Annotated in this window: 15 protein-coding genes; 6 read left to right on the top strand and 9 right to left on the bottom strand. The window is 46.9% G+C overall.

Going from position 1 to position 16709, the window contains the following annotated elements; genetic code table 11:
* Positions 1-51: 51 nt before the first annotated feature.
* The 3 genes from AC0LWM_RS13545 (at position 52) to AC0LWM_RS13535 (ending at position 1361) form a co-directional block, all read left to right on the top strand.
* Positions 52-294 (top strand): hypothetical protein, encoded by a 243-nt coding sequence (locus tag AC0LWM_RS13545; RefSeq protein ID WP_474675482.1) that lies wholly within the window; start codon positions 52-54, stop codon positions 292-294.
* A gap of 1 nt (position 295) precedes the next feature.
* A complete protein-coding gene (locus AC0LWM_RS13540; protein WP_474675481.1) occupies positions 296-694 on the top strand; it encodes a retropepsin-like aspartic protease in 399 nt (132 codons plus the stop codon).
* Between the two features lie 517 nt (positions 695-1211).
* Positions 1212-1361, top strand: coding sequence for a P-loop domain-containing protein (locus AC0LWM_RS13535; RefSeq protein ID WP_474675480.1), 150 nt, complete (start codon positions 1212-1214; stop codon positions 1359-1361).
* Between the two features lie 192 nt (positions 1362-1553).
* Here the strand turns inward: AC0LWM_RS13535 and AC0LWM_RS13530 are convergent, their stop codons facing one another.
* From AC0LWM_RS13530 to AC0LWM_RS13495, 8 genes are all read right to left on the bottom strand, one after another.
* Positions 1554-2306, bottom strand: coding sequence for an amino acid ABC transporter ATP-binding protein (locus tag AC0LWM_RS13530; RefSeq protein ID WP_474675479.1), 753 nt, complete (start codon positions 2304-2306; stop codon positions 1554-1556).
* 14 nt (positions 2307-2320) lie between these two features.
* A complete protein-coding gene (locus AC0LWM_RS13525) occupies positions 2321-2980 on the bottom strand; it encodes an amino acid ABC transporter permease (protein ID WP_474675478.1) in 660 nt (219 codons plus the stop codon).
* A gap of 75 nt (positions 2981-3055) precedes the next feature.
* Complete coding sequence (locus tag AC0LWM_RS13520; protein ID WP_474675477.1) at positions 3056-3835, bottom strand: amino acid ABC transporter substrate-binding protein; 780 nt, start codon at positions 3833-3835, stop codon at positions 3056-3058.
* 122 nt (positions 3836-3957) lie between these two features.
* Entirely contained in the window at positions 3958-6282 is a 2325-nt protein-coding gene (locus AC0LWM_RS13515; RefSeq protein WP_474675651.1) for an ABC transporter permease, read from the bottom strand.
* A 2-nt stretch (positions 6283-6284) separates the two neighbouring features.
* Complete coding sequence (locus tag AC0LWM_RS13510) at positions 6285-6989, bottom strand: ABC transporter ATP-binding protein (protein WP_474675476.1); 705 nt, start codon at positions 6987-6989, stop codon at positions 6285-6287.
* 185 nt (positions 6990-7174) lie between these two features.
* Complete coding sequence (locus AC0LWM_RS13505; RefSeq protein WP_474675475.1) at positions 7175-8290, bottom strand: slipin family protein; 1116 nt, start codon at positions 8288-8290, stop codon at positions 7175-7177.
* A 473-nt stretch (positions 8291-8763) separates the two neighbouring features.
* Positions 8764-10386, bottom strand: a complete 1623-nt coding sequence (locus tag AC0LWM_RS13500; RefSeq protein WP_474675474.1) for a PEP-utilizing enzyme — start codon at positions 10384-10386, stop codon at positions 8764-8766.
* Between the two features lie 15 nt (positions 10387-10401).
* Complete coding sequence (locus AC0LWM_RS13495; RefSeq protein ID WP_474675473.1) at positions 10402-11247, bottom strand: PEP/pyruvate-binding domain-containing protein; 846 nt, start codon at positions 11245-11247, stop codon at positions 10402-10404.
* A 113-nt stretch (positions 11248-11360) separates the two neighbouring features.
* Here AC0LWM_RS13495 and AC0LWM_RS13490 point away from each other — a divergent pair, with 113 nt between their 5' ends.
* From AC0LWM_RS13490 to AC0LWM_RS13480, 3 genes are all read left to right on the top strand, one after another.
* The gene (locus AC0LWM_RS13490) at positions 11361-14300 is read left to right on the top strand and encodes a helix-turn-helix transcriptional regulator (protein WP_474675472.1); all 2940 of its coding nucleotides are present in this window, start codon (positions 11361-11363) and stop codon (positions 14298-14300) included.
* 214 nt (positions 14301-14514) lie between these two features.
* Positions 14515-15189, top strand: a complete 675-nt coding sequence (locus AC0LWM_RS13485; RefSeq protein WP_474675471.1) for a hemerythrin domain-containing protein — start codon at positions 14515-14517, stop codon at positions 15187-15189.
* 17 nt (positions 15190-15206) lie between these two features.
* Positions 15207-15707, top strand: a complete 501-nt coding sequence (locus AC0LWM_RS13480) for a hypothetical protein (protein WP_474675470.1) — start codon at positions 15207-15209, stop codon at positions 15705-15707.
* Positions 15708-15784: 77 nt separating this feature from the next.
* On the opposite strand, the gene AC0LWM_RS13475 is transcribed toward AC0LWM_RS13480, so the two are convergent.
* Complete coding sequence (locus AC0LWM_RS13475; RefSeq protein ID WP_474675469.1) at positions 15785-16681, bottom strand: RCC1 domain-containing protein; 897 nt, start codon at positions 16679-16681, stop codon at positions 15785-15787.
* Positions 16682-16709 lie beyond the last annotated feature (28 nt).

Here is a 16709-nt window from a genome sequence, read left to right as displayed (position 1 = left end):
AAAATTTTGATATAATGTAATTATCAATTACCATTGGGCGAGGTGTTTATCATGCAATGGCAAGAAGTTCGGAGCATTTATCCTGATCAATATGTCCTGCTCGAAATTTTGGACTCTCATACAGAAGATAGTGTTCAGTACGTTGACGAAGTTGCCTTAATTAAAGCAATCCAAGATCCTGACGAAGCAACCAGGGAACTATTTAAGTGCAGAAACAACAATATCGTCTATCATACCGGTCAGGAAAAAATAGCAATTGAACTGAGAAAAAATCCTTTCTACAGGAGCCGGTAGAATGCAAATTCAATTTATTGATGGATTACTGCAAGCTTCCATGACAATCTGCTATAAAGGACAGTCTTTAACAATTGACAAGCTCATTATTGATACCGGAGCTGCGCATTCCCTTCTATCATCCGATACCGTTTTTGAGATCGGCATTAAATTTGAAAACGGAGATAAGCTCGTAAGAAGCATTGGGATCGGCGGAGACGAGTATTCATTCCGGAAACAGTTAGATCAAATCCAGTTTGGCGAACTGGTTATGACAAACATCCCAATTGATTTCGGTGTCTTCCATGACGAAATGAATTACATTAACGGCCTAATTGGTCTGGATATTTTAAAAGACGGCAACATGGTCGTTGACCTGCATCGATTGGAAATTTACCCGGCTCACCCTAATAACGATTAGAATGGGACGCGATTCGCTCGCGTCCCCATGTCGTCCCCAATCATCATCTTCCATTCTACTCATAACATAATTGAATTCATGCTATCTAGCAGAAGAATGCATTGGATTGATGCATTTTTTGTCCGTTCCTTGCAGAGAGCTTCAAGCTCCTGCATCACTTTTCGAAATCAGTTTATTCGACACTCTTTAATGATTCAATCATATTGATTTTCGTCACTTTTCTCCGAAGCAGCAAGCTAGACAGAATGGTCAGCAAGAAGGCAAGAGCAACGGCGACCAGCATGATCCCAACATTTAATTGATGCGGGATTTGCTGATGGGTGCTGGACAGCGCTCGAACAACGAGGTTATACGCATAATCGCTTATCAGTATAGTTATTGTGACCGGAGAACCCCTATTGGATAGTAATGGCAAGGACAAGCTTGGCGAGAACATCGTGGGGAAACATTTTCTTTCAGCGGGAAATGGGACGGTTTACTTTACGATTTATTGCTAAGTTTGATACGCGCAGATTATATGCTTGCATATGAATTGGCGAAAAAACAAAATAAGATCCGCGAATGGCTGAAATCAACGGATTTTTGTGCATTTGTTGCCAATGGCAGCATTTTGCCAAGAAATAAAGACAATTACGGACCGCTTGTGGGCTTGCGAAAGATGGCTTGAACGACCAAGAATGAATGAAGTTTTTGCTGTCATCAACCGAATGAGGCATTTGAACTTTATTTAATGATGATGTTTTGGTAATAGCAAAGCCCCGTCCTCGAGGACGGGGCCTTCATGGTAGAGGCGAGAGGTGGCTTGGCAAACCCACAATTCGCCGCGATCAGGCTAAGATCGTTATATCTTTATCCCCCATCACTGCGGTGCCAAACCAGCATTCAAGAATGCTTTCGTCCGGTCGAACTTCGGATTTGTAAAAAGCTGCTGCGGATGGCCGGATTCAACGATTTCTCCTTTATCGATAAACATGACCCGATTCGCAACTTCTCTGGCGAAGCCCATTTCATGGGTCACGACGATCATCGTCATGTGCTCTTCTGCGAGGTTCTTCATCACCTGCATCACTTCTCCTGTCAATTCAGGATCGAGGGCAGAGGTAGGTTCGTCGAACAACAGGATTTCGGGGTTCATCATTAATGCCCGAGCAATCGCTACCCTCTGCTTCTGGCCCCCTGAAAGCTTAGCCGGATAATCCGATGCCCGCGCAGAGAGCCCGACCTTTTCCAATAATTCCAAGCTTCGGCTTCGAAATCCCGCCATCGGCTCACCTTTAACGATTCGCGGGGCGAGCTCCAAATTTTCCCTCACTGTAAGATGAGGAAACAAATTAAAATGCTGGAATACCATTCCCATCTTGGAGGTGATCCGTTTGATGTCAGAGGGCTTGGCGTAATTTCCGTCTTTGACCAAAGCCTCTCCTGATACGTAAATCGTGCCTCCATTAATCTGCTCAAGATGAATAAGACTTCGGAGCATCGTACTTTTGCCGGAACCCGAGGGGCCAATGACTGCAACAACATCTTTCTTTTCCACTTGAAACGTCATTTGCTTCAGCACGTTCAACTCGCCATATGACTTACTGAGGTTAGCCACTTCAATGATTGCCACACGCGCCATCCCTTTTATTCAAATTTAAATCTTCGCTCCAGCCATTTAAAAAACAAAGTTAACAGAAGTGTCATGATCAAATAAATAATGCCCGCGATAAAGAAAGGCATGATGGTGAAGTCACGATTGACCGCCGTCTGGGCAAAATGGAGCAATTCCGGAACTGCAACAGCATAAAGCAGTGCGGTATCTTTAATCAGCGTAATCGACTCATTGGATACCGCGGGCAAGACAACTCGAAACATTTGAGGCAGGATAATTCTTATCATGGTCTGCCACTTACTAAAACCTAGCACCTGCGAAGCCTCATATTGGCCTTTATCAATCGCAAGCAAACCGCCTCTAAAAATTTCCGCAAAATAAGCCGCATAGTTCAGAATAAAACCTAAACAGGCAGCGGTAAATCGATCCAGCACCAAATATTGTCCGACCCCTGGCAGCATGGGAAGTCCGAAGCAAATCACGAGCAATTGCAGCAAAAGCGGCGTTCCGCGCATGATATAAATATACGTATGCGCGAGCCATGCGATCGGTCGGTTACTGCTTTTCACCGCCAATGTAAGGACAAAACCCAACGGGATGGACACCACAATGGCAATCAAGAACAAAAGGATCGTCATTTGGGCCCCTTCCAGCATAGGGATGACCATCGAATGGATATAATCAGCAGACATCTAAAATACCTCCAAAAACAAAAACGGGATTTCCCAAAAAGGAATCCGATTTTGCCTTATCTTCTTCGATTACGTTTACTTCAATACTTTATCTTCACCAAACCACTTTTGCGAAATTTTCGCAGCGGTGCCGTCTTGGTTCATCTCGTCAAGCGCTTTTTGCAGCTTCTGAAGCAGCGCCTCGTTGCCTTTCTTCACGCCAATCCCGTATTCTTCAGGAGCAAGCGATTCATCAAGCAGCTTGAAGGTTCCCTCTTCTTTGGACATGTAGTACTTAATGACAACTTCATCGATGATCACCGCGTCCACGCGGCCAATCTTCAAATCGCTTAGCGCAAGAACATTATCCGCATACTCCGTAACGTTCTTGACTTTGGATTTCAACGGACTCTCGTTCAATGCGTCTGCTGCCGAAGAGAGGGATTGAAGCCCTACAACTTTACCAGACAGATCATCCAGCTTGGCGAAATTGGATTTAGCCAGCGTGACAGCCACCTGCGCATTTTTCAAATACGGTTTGGTAAAAAGAACTTTACCTTTACGCTCGTCCGTAATCGTATATCCGTTCCAAATAAGATCAATCCTGCCGCTGTTCAGCTCGGACTCTTTGGTTACCCAGTCAATCGGTTGAAAAACTGCAGTTGCACCCATTTTTTCAGCAGCTGCTTTCGCATAATCGATATCAAAACCGACGATCTCATTCTTCTCGTCTCGGAATCCCATCGGTGCAAATTTATCATCGATGCCGATCACTAACTTTTTCGTGTCACCTGCGTTACCTTTTGAACTCGAACATCCTGTAATTAGAGAAACTGCCGCCATGAATACTAATGCCATCGTTGTCAATCGTTTCATAAATTACACAACTCCACCTTTTGTTTTGTAGCAATTACTTTATCGCGTTACCACTTTATCAAGAACTACATGATATCATATATTCCGAGAATATGTCGATAAAGTTATTGGTAGATGCCCCGTTATTCCACACTCTTCAATGATTCAATCATATTGATTCTGCTTACTTTTCTCCGAAGCAGTAAGCTAGATAGAACGGTCAGCAAGAAGGCAAGAGCAACGGCGACCAACATGATCCCAACATTTAATTGATGCGGGATTTGCTGATGGGTGCTGGACAGTGCTCGAACAACTAGGTTATACGCATAACCGCTTATCGGTACAGCGACGATGACCGCAAATGAGGTCAAGATGATGTTTTCGAAAAAGATCAGCCGGTTGATTTTAGGTTTGGGATAGCCCAATACCTTAAGCGTTGCAAGCTCGCGATTCCTTTCGTAAATGTTGATGGAGGATATCGTGTAAATGGCGCTAAAAGAGAGCACGACGGCACAAATGATAAACATAATAAACATAAAACTGTTTTGTTTCATTATATATTGAGCCGATTTCTGGAGATCCGTCTTGTCTGCGATGAGATCTACATGATCATCCTGTTCAAAGAAGCTACGAACGTTTGCAAGATCAGCAGGGCTGCCCGCTTCAACCAACAGCGAGGCTGATCTATTGTCGATGCCCAAGCTCTTCAAATAGGCCGGTGTCATATAAAACGACGGGTTCGTATACTGGGTCGATAGATGTAAAACCTTCAAATCCACGGATTTATTTTTAAGCTCCGGCGATGTGAACTTTAAAGTGATGATATCCCCTTCCGCAATTCGATAATGGTCGGCATAAGATTTGGGTACCAGCACGCCATTGTTGTCTAAAGAAATTCGATTTTCATTGGCGTCAAAGAAATGAATGAGATTGTTTTCCGGTTCCGTCACAACGACAGTGGCATTTTCTTTCTCATCCCCTTTGATGAATTCAACGGGAAAGGTAGATAAGAAATAACGATTTTTAATGCCGGAGGGAAGCTGCAACGTATCTAGAGAGGTTCCCGGCTTATAATCTACTCTTAGTTCATAAGTATAAACATCCTCAATTTGGTTCGCGATTTTTTGCAATGCCGATTGAGTGCCCAGAGCGGTTATCAATAACACGGTGCTTACAACAACGCCGATGGAGCTCGCCAAAGCTTTTTGTTTATTTAAAAATATATTTCGCAAAATAAGCTTGTAGCTGTAGGAAATCCGATTCCAGATGCCCGGGACTCTTTCGATCAGCAGCTTTTTCATCTTCTTGGGCGGTTTGGGACGCATCGCCTGGGCCGCGCGTTCTCGTAATATCGTTCTGCCGCTTAAGTAAACGGACAGGAGTCCAAAAGCGCTGGAGAAGATGATCGGCGGTATGATCGAAAACCAAGAAAGCGAAAATGTAATGCCAGGCAGCGAATAGGACTTTGCGCTCGACGCAGTGACTAACGGAATAAACACCGTAGCGGCAACGACACAACCGATGATCGAGCCGGCTATGCCTACCAGCACAGGGTATCCCATGTAATGAAGCATGATGTTTCTGCTCTTGACGCCCAAAGCCTTCATAATGCCGACTTGAGTTCGCTCCGAATCGATCGTCCTCGACATCGTAAGAAACAGGATGACAGCTGAAATCATAAAGAGCACTAGAGGTATAACCTTGCTCATCATATTATTATTGTAAATCGTTTGATGAATTTGAGAATAACCGAAAGACCGTTCTTTGCTTATTTGGTCGACATAAGGAAGCTGTTGGGATTGTCCTTCAATGGATTTGCCTAATTTGTCGATATCGTATCCTTCTTGGGCATCGATGATCATTTCATTAAAATCAGAGTGATCTGAGATTTCAGTTATAGACTCCTCGGCAATGTATGCGAACCCGAAGGTTTTATGGTCCTGTGTGGCGTTCTTTTTGACATATTCCACATTCTCGCCCAAGCCGCTAATCGTGAAGGTGTAGTTTTTGCCGTTCGCGCTGATGCGGATTGGATCGCCAATCCGAAACTGATGTTCTTTGGCATAATGGGAATCGACTAAAATCTCATCCTTCTTCGACGGGATCTTCCCCTCAATGATCGTAGGCGTATTGATTTCATTGTTTACAGGGATCGAATGGATTTTTAACGAAGCTTGATAGCCGTCAAACGATTGTGCCGCGTCAAAGGTATAACGCCCTTCGATTTTGTTGATCCCTTCAATTGAGCTTAACCTGGCCACATCATCTTTGGAAATTTGATCGTAATATACATTCAAGTCGCTTAAATTATGGTCTTTATAATACGCCTCCGTATAAGCACGATGCTTGTTGCTATAGCTATACAGTCCCGAATAGAAAAAAGCTCCTACGGCGATAACCAAAGCTAAGGCTATAAATTGAACGAGAGATTGTTTCATATCCCTTAATAATTTCAGGAATAATTTCATAGTTACCACTCAATCCCTTCAACGCTTTGTTTGTCGACATTCACCGTAACGCTTTCGATTCTGCCGCTTTTCACCCGAATCACTTTATCCGCCATAGGCGCGATGGCCGTGTTATGGGTAACCAGCACGACGCACTTCTTCGTTTCCCTGTTCAAATCCTGAAGCAGCTTCAAGACGGACTTGCCGGTCACATAATCCAAAGCCCCCGTTGGTTCGTCGCAGAGCAGAAGCAGCGGATTTTTGGCAACGGCTCTTGCGATAGCCACCCTCTGCTGTTCCCCTCCGGAGAGCTGGGAAGGGAAGTTTTTGATCCGATGCTGCAAGCCGACTTGATGTAAAATATCTCGGGCATCCAGGTGGTCTTTGCATACTTCCGTGGCAAATTCGACATTTTCCAGCGCGGTTAAATTCGGAATCAAGTTATAAAATTGAAAGACAAAGCCCACCTGCTCGCCGCGGTATGCGGTTAGTTTTTTTTCGCTGAGTTTGGTTATTTCTTGATCGCCGACCAACACTTGACCCGAGGTCGCCGTATCCATGCCGCCAAGTATATTCAATATCGTGCTTTTGCCCGCGCCGCTTGCACCCAATATAACGACGAATTCCCCTTCCGATATCGTGAAATCAACGCCATCCAGCGCTTTGATGGGCACTTCTCCGATTTTGTATTCTTTCGTTACCTTTGAGAATTCGATGAGCTTGTTCACGTTATTTTCCCCCTGTTCTGTATTCACCTCCATAATATACCAACCAGAAAAAGCTACCTCCTGCAGCCGATGTATTTGGGCATCGGTCTCCGGAAGGAGTTTGATCTCCTCCCGCTGCCGCCAAGCGCACAAAAGAGGCCATAATCGGCCTCTTTTAATTGAGTTTCGCTAGCTCATCCAGTTCGTTATTTGCTTGCTGCTTTTTTCTCACCGAGCAAAGAGTTCAACCGCTCCAACAGATCTCCGCCACCAGTGAGTGAGATGGATCCGATTTTCTCGCATATTTTCTCCAGGAATTCCAGCTCTTTCAGACGGAACAACGTCTGGTTCTCGTCCATCAGCTTCGCCGTATTCAGCAGACTTCGGGTCGAGGCTGTTTCTTCCCGACGGGTGATTACATTCGCCTGCGCCTTCTTTTCCGCAAGCAGGACGGTGTTTAGGATATCTTTCATTTCCCCCGGCAAAATGATATCTTTAACTCCCGCGCTCAAGAATTGGACTCCAAACTCTTCGCTCTTCTCACGTAAACGGGATAGGATGAACGACGCAACTTCCTCTTTTCGTTTCAACAGATCGTCTAATTTCAGGGTTCCGACATATTCCCGAAGCACGAGCTGAAGCTGGATATGAATTTGCTCGTCGAACGATTTCATTTGTAAAGCACGTAATGGAGTTACAATCTTGTATTGGCAAACGAAGTTCAATCGCAGCGTAACTTTGTCTTCTGTCATCATTTCTTGGCCGATGAGATCCATTTGTTGTTGTCTTAAATCCATCGTCTTGACCATAACCGAAACGGGACCTCTCCAGAAGTAGTACTTGCCCGGAGAAAGCTCTCTTTGCGAAACATGATCATAGAACAAAAATCCGGATTCGTGACTCGCGATTTCATAAGACTGGGTATAGGTTGTGAGCTTCGGTACAATCGAACGGTCTACCTCGGCAGGCAAATCAGGATGTCTGATATCTGCATGCAGAAAGGTATGTTTCTTAAGCACGTTCCAAAAGGCATAGACACCGGGTTTAAGTAGTTGTACGAAATGCCCATCCTCGTAATGCAGGACATATTCGTGGTCTTGCACTCTTACAACATCGAGTTCTCGCATGAGGTCTTCGTCATGAAGGAACAACTGCACGTCTTTCCCCTCTACAACGAACGGTTTAGCGATATTCAATACGACAACAGTGGTTTGTGACCACAATAAAAAATGATAAGTCCCCGGAATTAGCTTTTTCACATAACTTCCTTTATGAAAGAGCAAACCACGCTGGTCAGCTTGAATCGTTACTTTTTTCAACATAGGAATTACCCCCTTCAATGTTCGACCATTAGATTAGAATCCCACTGCGGTACAGGCGGAATCTCGTTTTAGATAAGCGGTCTCTTCCGTCCTACAAAGCCTCCCGGAATTTCGCACTATCGGTATCCACGGATTGCAAAGCCTTACCTGCAGTGCGCTTAAACGAGCCGCCAGGGATTCTATCCTTTGGTCCTTTGTTCAATGTTTTCGCTCGATTGAAAGTCGAGTGCTCTACCAGAATCGCTCCCAAGGCGATTGGGGAATCGAACCCCAAATCGTGTTCTTCCGACCCGATCGTACAGGATACCGTAACATACCATGCACGGCACTGCGGGATAACTCGATATCCCCGCCTCGTTACGACCGTCCGAATAAGAACCGATGTATGACACGATGTGGCGTTTACACCGTACACATGCGTCCTACAGGTTCTATAATCGCTCATTTCAATCCGAAGGAACATGGCGAAAGTATTACGACTGGACATAAACAACCCCATTCGTACCGTCTACGGTAACTCGATCTCCATCCTTCAACATCGATGTCGCTACCCTCGTCCCGACGACTGCAGGCAGCTTATATTCTCTGGCCACAATGCCGCAATGAGACAAGATTCCGCCGGCATCGGTAATGAGGGCGCCCGCGATGGGGAATAGAACGGTCCATGGCGGCAGCATCGTTTTGCAGACCAGGATATCGCCATTCTCCAGCTTTGCGAAGTCCTCCTGGCCGTATAATACCTTGACTTTTCCGGTATAAGTACCGGCGGAAGCGGCATATCCTTCGAATGAAGTGATTGGACTTCCCGTGACATGGCGCTGTATGCCAAAAATACGTTCAATTACCGGGTCCGAAGATATTGGCGGGGTGCCGAATGACGGCTTGGGCTGCGTTGTCTGATATTCTTGGAATCTTTCTTTATTGTGAAGAACGACCTCGTGAAGTGCCTTGGGGTGCTGCAAAACATCCAGCAAATCATCTAGGTATAAGAAGAAAATATCCTCTTCGCACGAAATAATATGTTGCAGAACCAAGGTGCGTCCTATATTCTTAAGGAAATAGCGAGATTTGGCAGCAATCATCGCATCGATGTAAAAATGATGGTCCTCATCAACGCCCCAACAATCGATTGCCCACTTATACATCGTTTTAAAAAGTTCGGTCATTTCGCTATCCGGAAGGCTTTCGAACAGCTCCTTCACCTTCGCTTTGCGTTCCGTCACGACATGCTTGAACTCCGCGTCGAAATCGTAATCTTGATGCACGTAGTTCCGGATCAAAGACAAGGCATAGGATGGATTCTCGAACCAGGATTCCTCCGCAAACTCATGGGTGTTTGCCGTACGATGGCCATAAATGCTCAGGAAATCCTGCAGCTCCATCATAAATTTCTTCCCTTCAACCGAAGACGCCAGCGTTTCGATTGGATTCCCGGAAGTTTCGAATACGGCGCGCAAATTAGCGGAAGCTTTAACTTGCTTGGCCAGAAGCCATAATCCGCGATCGGTTTCCAGGGACATATTCATCACCCCCTGCAGCAGATCGTACACTTCGCTGGCATCCGCCGATCCCGTCACCTTAGCGTACATTTCCTCCAAAGCGATCGCGAGAGAATTTCGAGGCATCGAGATTTCAAAATGATATTCCCATGCCTTCTCATAGAACTGCCGCAATTGTTCGACATACTGCAGCGCCTCCGTCATCGATAAAGGCATGACGGATCGTTCGGTTAGCTTTTCGTAAAATGGCATATAGAACTCGTTGATCTTATGCTCCATATAAGATTTGATCTGGGGGAAAAACTCCTCCATTCTTTTCTTATGCTTCATTATTCGTTCCTCATACGGCTCAGGATGAGGCGGCATCATCTGATAATAATAGCCCTGATCGGTTTTCACGATGAATTGTTCGATCGGCATTTTCATATTTTCAAAGGCCCTTTTCGTTCCAATCGTTACGGAGGGCAGCATAAAAGAAGCGAACAGAGGCGTTAACGGTCTGGAGAAGTGCGTGTCGTCCAGCATCCAAAACCCTTGCTGCTTGTCGCTTTCGCTCAATATCAAGCTTTCCTTCCATTTCGATATCCGGTTGTTCATTCCGGTTTCTCTCCTTTACAATGTGATAGGTCTGGCTTGCAATAGATATAAGTTACCTTTCCGATACGCAAATTCAAGATCGACGGGGTGACCGAAGCGTGCTTCAACCGCCAATGTCATATTTTTCAGTTCAACCAACTGTTCGTCTAGCAAACTAAAGCTCGATTTTTCATATGCGGTCGTTTCGACCAAATGCGTTCCGCCCGGATAGGGAACCGTTTTGCACGTTTTTTCGCCAAGCTTCTTTGTATACGTTAAGGGGGCGTGTTTGGCTAGAATGAAAAAGTCTGGCGTTACGTGGCCTGATACGACTGCGTCACCCAATCCAAAACTGGAATTAATGAGGACCTCGTCTTTGCTTCCCGTAATCGGGTTCTGTCCAAAAACGACGCCGGACACGTCTGCATCTACGAATTCCTGGACAATGACGGACATGGCAGGCGCCTGAACATCCGTGGAAAATCGGTGTGCCATGTATGAGCGGGCATGGTCCTTATGGATCGAAAGCCAGCACTGCTTGATCGATTCCGGCAGGTTAGCGGATGTAACATTCAGAATCGTCCGATATTGCCCGGCGAACGAGGCCGAACTCAAATCTTCCGCGGAACAGGAGGAACGAACGACCGCAGGGGGAATTATATAGTTGATATACGCTTCTTCAATTTCTTGACGAAATGATGCGGGGAAATCCCAACAATCGGGACACTGCGCATCCTGAACGGCAAGCGCTAACGCATCAGCCGCGATAACGAAGCCTTGGGGAACTGGGAAATGAGATTGAAACAGAAGCCCAAGGTTTTTGGCCTTTGCGCCGATGTCGTCGTTTTCCCGTACCTCTGAAAAAGGAATCAGCCTACGCACAATCGAACACTCCTTATATCGGTCGTACTTCTATTTTATGTGAAATGTTCACGTTCATCTATCCGGTGAATAACGTATTTCATCCATTCCTGGCGAAGGGTCGTGTTCCAGTTATGGCATTACAACCATCACAAATCGTGGAGCGGGAAAATTACATCAACCAGATTCCCGCGCTGCTTGCAAACCTCATAGATGGAAAGAGCGCTATTGTAGGGATCATCGGGGAACCGGGGATTGGAAAAACCCGGCTTACCCAAGAAATCACCCATATTGCAAATGAGCATCGATGCAAAATTTTGTTCGGCCGCTCTTATTTGGTAGGCGGCGATACGGCCTACACCCCGATTATTGAAATGTTGAATCGGGAGCTTCGAAGCGCCAATCCGGCGAAGGTAACCGCCTGGACGAAGGACCTGCCGGACCTCGGCAAACTGTTGCGCCGATTTCAGCTTCCCGATCCGCCGAGAGTCGGCGATCCTTCCCTAGAAAAACTGCGTCTGTTCGAATCATTGGTCTGTCTGGTGGAGCGGATGGCGGAAGGTCGCCCCCTTGTGATCGTCCAGGAGGATCTGCATTATGCCGATCCTGCTTCCCTGGAGTTCCTTCACTACTTGTGCCGCGGCATGAATACTTCTCCGCTGATCCTTGTTTTTACGATGGATTCATTTGAGTTGTCTGCCCGGGCGAATGTGAACAGCTTTCTCCAATCCTTGAAAAAGGAACAATTTTTCAAGCCATTCCACCTCAGCCGCCTGAGCGAACAAGGCGTTGCCCGTTTACTTGCAGACCGTCTAGGCACATCTTTGCCGGATAGCCTTCTGCCTTTGATCATGAAGCATTCCGAAGGGGTGCCGTTATTTGTTGATGAATTGCTCCTTTCTTTACTTGAAACGAACGTATTGTCTAAGCAAGAAGGGATTTGGAAGCTGTCCGTCCACTCCATCGAGACGATTCCCTTTCGAATTAAAGAGCTGATTCAAGAGCGAATTCAAAGAATTGATGCCCAAGATCAAAAAGTCCTTATGTACGCAGCCCTATCGAAGGGCACCGTATCTCACCGCGTTCTCTGCCGACTGACCCAAATGAATGAAGATGAATTATTGTCCGCCATTCAAAGACTGAAATCTTCGGGACTTATGTTTGAAGAGATTCAGGATATGGAAGTTCATTACGGCATTTACCACGCTTTGGTGAAGGAAGTCGTATATGAAGAACTTCCGATTATGGTTCGCCGGCGTACCTACAAGCGATTCATCGATGTATTGGAAGAAAGCGGCTTTGACGATGTTGAGCATCTTGCTCATTTGTATTACGGCGCCGGAGCTGAAGCCGATCCTGCACGGACTCTCGACGTATTTCTTCGGCATGCGGAGAGATCCCGTTTGTTATACGCTTATGCCACTGCCGCCAAGTATGATAAATCCGCCCTCCAGCTCATCCAAACAAGCAAGATGACGGAAGAAAAAGTTCTCATTCCCCGGCTTCTAAACCGCTTGGGTGAAGCTCATAGAATGCTAGGCGAGTACAACGACGCGGCGCGTTATTGTCTGGAGGCCATACGCACGTATGTGCAGTATAACGATCAGAAAGAAATCGCCCGTCTCCATGGGTTGTTAGCCTTAATATTTTGGGAGTCGGGAGAAATCGAGCAGTCGGTGCAATATTTGGAGGATGGCCTTGCGATCGCCAGACAACATCACGATATGCTTGAAACCCGCTATGAGCTGCTGCATACCAGTATTATGTTTCTTAGCCGACTCAAAAGAGCGGAGCAATATTGCCAGGTCTTTGAAGAAATCCAGCAGGTGTATAAGCTGATCGGTACTCCTCAGGCTGCCGCACGGGCAAAAGTAGCGGAGATCGATTATTGGACGAGTCACGTTTATAAGGAAAATTTCAGCCCAAATCAAGCTCGGGAACTGATCGAAAGTCTGGAGAAGATGGAAGTCGAGGATGAAGCGCTGTTTCGCGGTTACTTCCTCAGCGCGATCAATTTCTGCTTCAGCGGCAAGCATGAGCTCGCCGCAACCTATTCGCACAAAGCTTTGGAAGTCGCGAAGCGAATGCGGATTCTGGAATATGAGATCCGCAGCTATTGGATACAGGTTCAAGCGGATCTGCTCAGCGGAAATTGGAAGTCGGCATTGCCCAAAATCGAGATGAGCTTCTCCAAAGCAAGAAGAATCGACGTTGGCAGACCGTTAATCTACGCCTATATTACCAAAGCAATCGTCCATGCATGGATGGGAGAATATGCGGATGCTCAGCATTGCCTGGACGAAATGAAACGGCTGATCCCGGCCTTTCCGCTGAAAGACGGGCACGTCAAGGATATGATTTCTCCAACCGAGATGATGATTGCGATCGGTACGGAGTCCGCGGCGGTCTATTACGATTCGATGAATCGAACGCGCCCCTATTACGTCGCATTACCCATTGATAACCTTGCCCTGTGGGGGGAAATTCAGCTGGCGGCAGGCGATCCGATCGGGGCGATGGAAACAGCCGAGGAATTGCTTGCCCGGACGAAGGAAGAAATCCTTTACGCTTGGGCGCTTGGCAAGCGGTTATACAGCAAAGTTGATTTTTGGCTCGGGAACAGGGAATCTTCGCGGGTACACATACAGGAAGCAGCGGGCTATTTTGCAGAGCTGCAAATGCCATTGGAGCATGCACGCTGCTTGCTGATTTATGCGGACGTGATGCTGGATGACGATCCCGAGGAAGCCAAAAACGCGTTGCTTCAATGCATGCAGTTCTTTGAACAGCTACATGCCGATTACGATTTGAACAAGACCCAAGCGCTGATGAAAAAGCTCGGGGTGCGTTTGCCGAAGCTTAACAAAACTAGCGTCAATGATAAAGAATCCGAATTGAGCAACCGGGAAATGGAAGTTGCCCGTCTGGTGGCCGAAGGATTAACAAACATCGAAATCGCGGAGGCGCTGTTTATTAGTCCGCGAACCGTAAGTACGCACCTTGAGAAAATCTACCGGAAACTAGACATCAACTCCAGAGCTTCACTCGTTAAATATTTGATGGGAAACATCTAATGGAAAACCGTTGCTCCTCGACCCGACTGTGATCCGGGATGAGGATGAGCGGTTTTTTTACGTATCAATCACAATGTTATGAGCGTTGGAATACGTTATACGTCTTCGCATGAATACGTCATTTACTCGATAGGACCTCCTTTGCAAACATGGTAATTTTATAACTGTGCAGGACGCACTTCGAAATGAACCTAAACTAAAAGGAGAGTTGAATATGTTCGGTCGATTTGATCTATATGCTCCCGTCCATAAGGGGATCCGCTCGGCATTGAGCGGCTTATGCTATCAGGCGGGATCGGTTGACAGCACGGAGGACGAGAAGGTGAATTCGTTCGTCGAGGAATTCAGAAGGGTTGTCATTATTCTGGAATCCCATTCGAGAGATGAGGACGCCCACATCAATGAATCGTATCAGAAATATGCTCCTGAGACATTGAACGAATTGGAGGAGGAGCATGCCGGTTTGGAACACAAGCTCGAGAAACTCGGGCAACTGGTGGATCAATTAGAAGCCAGCAAGCAGCAGCCTGCCCAGCATCAGAAGATCTGGCACCGAATCGGCAAAGATCTAAACCGCTTCACGGCAGCGTACTTCACCCATCTGGAGCGTGAAGAAGGTCCGGGCATGCATGCGTTATGGGAGCATCTGACGGACGACGAATTAAAGGTGATTTCCTTGAATATTCGATCCTCTATTCCGCCACAGGCGATGGCCATTTTCATGCATTATATGATTCCGTCGATCAGCCATATGGAGCTGTTGGGGATGTTCGGTGACATGAAAAAATTCGCGCCGCCAGAAGCCTACAAGGGTATGTTGGCATTAGCTCAATCCCGACTTGATCAATTAAGCTGGACTCGGCTGCAAACCGCACTGGAAACTGTATAGAAAAAGGAATGAGTGGATTGTTTAAAAAACAGCTTCTTGTCATGACTTTGGCAATCTTGGGGTGCACCGGCATTGCCGGCTGTGGAAGCGAGGATGCCAGTACCAGCGGTAGCGGCCAAAACCAAATCGAGGCCAAGGCAGAGAAACCGGATGAAGCCAAAGCAAATAACCCGGATGAAAGTAATAGTTCGGTATCGGCGAATGCTACAATACCGGATGGGTTTCCGAAGGAAATCCCGATCCTCAAGGACCCTTTCTCCCTGGTTGCCATGTCATCGGACAAAGCCATTACGGTATCATACGAAGTGAAGAAAACCTTTAAAGAAGTACTTGATGTTTACAAAGACTATTTCAAGTCGGCGGGTTACACGGATATGCAAGAAACGGTGGTCGACGATTCGTATATAGGAATCGGATTCCTAAACGGAAAGCAGCTGATCGTAATGCTGAGCGTCACGAATCCGGACGAACCGGATGTGACCGGGGTAACCCTAACTCAAGAAACCCCAGTGAAGTGAATATAGCCTCGGAAATGAGCAGGCCACTCTTGCATCTGATAGAGTGACCTTTTCATTTTCTAGGTATTTAAGGGCAACTATTTGCCGGGCAGCTGGATGCCGTGCCAGCCGTTTACATCGCATTGGCCATATTCGTTATCACCCACAGCAATTACCGTGCCGTCCGATTTTAGGCCGAGAGTATGAGCGCACCCCGCTGCAACCGCCACAATGTCCCGCCAGCCGCTTACATTGCATTGGCCTTCATTATTTCGGCCCACACCAACCAACCTGCCATCCGATTTAAGGCCGATCGTATGATAACTCCCCGCCGCTATCGCCACAATACCGCGCCAGCCGCTTACATCGCATTGGTCATGCTTATTCAAACCCACAGCCGCCACCGTACCGTCCGATTTAAGCCCGACGGTATGAAGGTAACCCGCCGCTGCCGCCACGATGTCGCGCCAGTCGTTTACATTGCATTGGCCATACCGATTATTACCCACAATCGTCACCGTGCCGTCCGATTTAAGCCCGACGGTATGCCAGTCACCCGCCGCTATCGCCACCATATCACGCCAGCCGCTTACATTGCATTGGCCCTCATTATTTCGACCTACAGCTACAACCGTGCCATCCGATTTAAGCCCGACGGTACGACGCCAACCCGCCGCGACCGCCACAATATCGCGCCAGTCGTTTACATCGCATTGGTTATGCTTATTCCAACCCACAGCCGCCACAGTACCATCTGATATAAGCCCGATTGTATGAGCATTACCCGTGTTCGTCGCCATATGAACATTACCGGCCGCGACCGCCACCATATCGCGCCAGCCGCTTACATCACATTGGCCATATTTGTTATCACCCACAGCCGTCACCGTGCCGTCCGATTTAAGCCCAACGGTATGACGACGCCCCGCCGCTATAGTATCTTTAGGCCACCGTTTCACCTTTAACGCCGCTTCTTTCGGTGAAATGCAATCCATGTCTATCCTCCTTGAAAACAAGACCTAT

This window comes from Paenibacillus sp. sgz302148, from assembly GCF_056120465.1.
This window is presented reverse-complemented; position numbering and strand designations above follow the sequence as displayed.

Excerpts from the sequence above, each read along its gene's own strand:
- AC0LWM_RS13545 (WP_474675482.1), top strand. The coding sequence starts at position 52 with ATGCAATGGCAAGAAGTTCGGAGCATTTATCCTGATCAATATGTCCTG.
- AC0LWM_RS13540 (WP_474675481.1), top strand. The coding sequence starts at position 296 with ATGCAAATTCAATTTATTGATGGATTACTGCAAGCTTCCATGACAATC.
- AC0LWM_RS13535 (WP_474675480.1), top strand. The coding sequence starts at position 1,212 with ATGCTTGCATATGAATTGGCGAAAAAACAAAATAAGATCCGCGAATGG.
- AC0LWM_RS13525 (WP_474675478.1), bottom strand. The coding sequence starts at position 2,980 with ATGTCTGCTGATTATATCCATTCGATGGTCATCCCTATGCTGGAAGGG.
- AC0LWM_RS13520 (WP_474675477.1), bottom strand. The coding sequence starts at position 3,835 with ATGAAACGATTGACAACGATGGCATTAGTATTCATGGCGGCAGTTTCT.
- AC0LWM_RS13515 (WP_474675651.1), bottom strand. The coding sequence starts at position 6,282 with ATGAAATTATTCCTGAAATTATTAAGGGATATGAAACAATCTCTCGTT.
- AC0LWM_RS13505 (WP_474675475.1), bottom strand. The coding sequence starts at position 8,290 with ATGTTGAAAAAAGTAACGATTCAAGCTGACCAGCGTGGTTTGCTCTTT.
- AC0LWM_RS13500 (WP_474675474.1), bottom strand. The coding sequence starts at position 10,386 with ATGAACAACCGGATATCGAAATGGAAGGAAAGCTTGATATTGAGCGAA.
- AC0LWM_RS13490 (WP_474675472.1), top strand. The coding sequence starts at position 11,361 with ATGGCATTACAACCATCACAAATCGTGGAGCGGGAAAATTACATCAAC.
- AC0LWM_RS13485 (WP_474675471.1), top strand. The coding sequence starts at position 14,515 with ATGTTCGGTCGATTTGATCTATATGCTCCCGTCCATAAGGGGATCCGC.
- AC0LWM_RS13475 (WP_474675469.1), bottom strand. The coding sequence starts at position 16,681 with ATGGATTGCATTTCACCGAAAGAAGCGGCGTTAAAGGTGAAACGGTGG.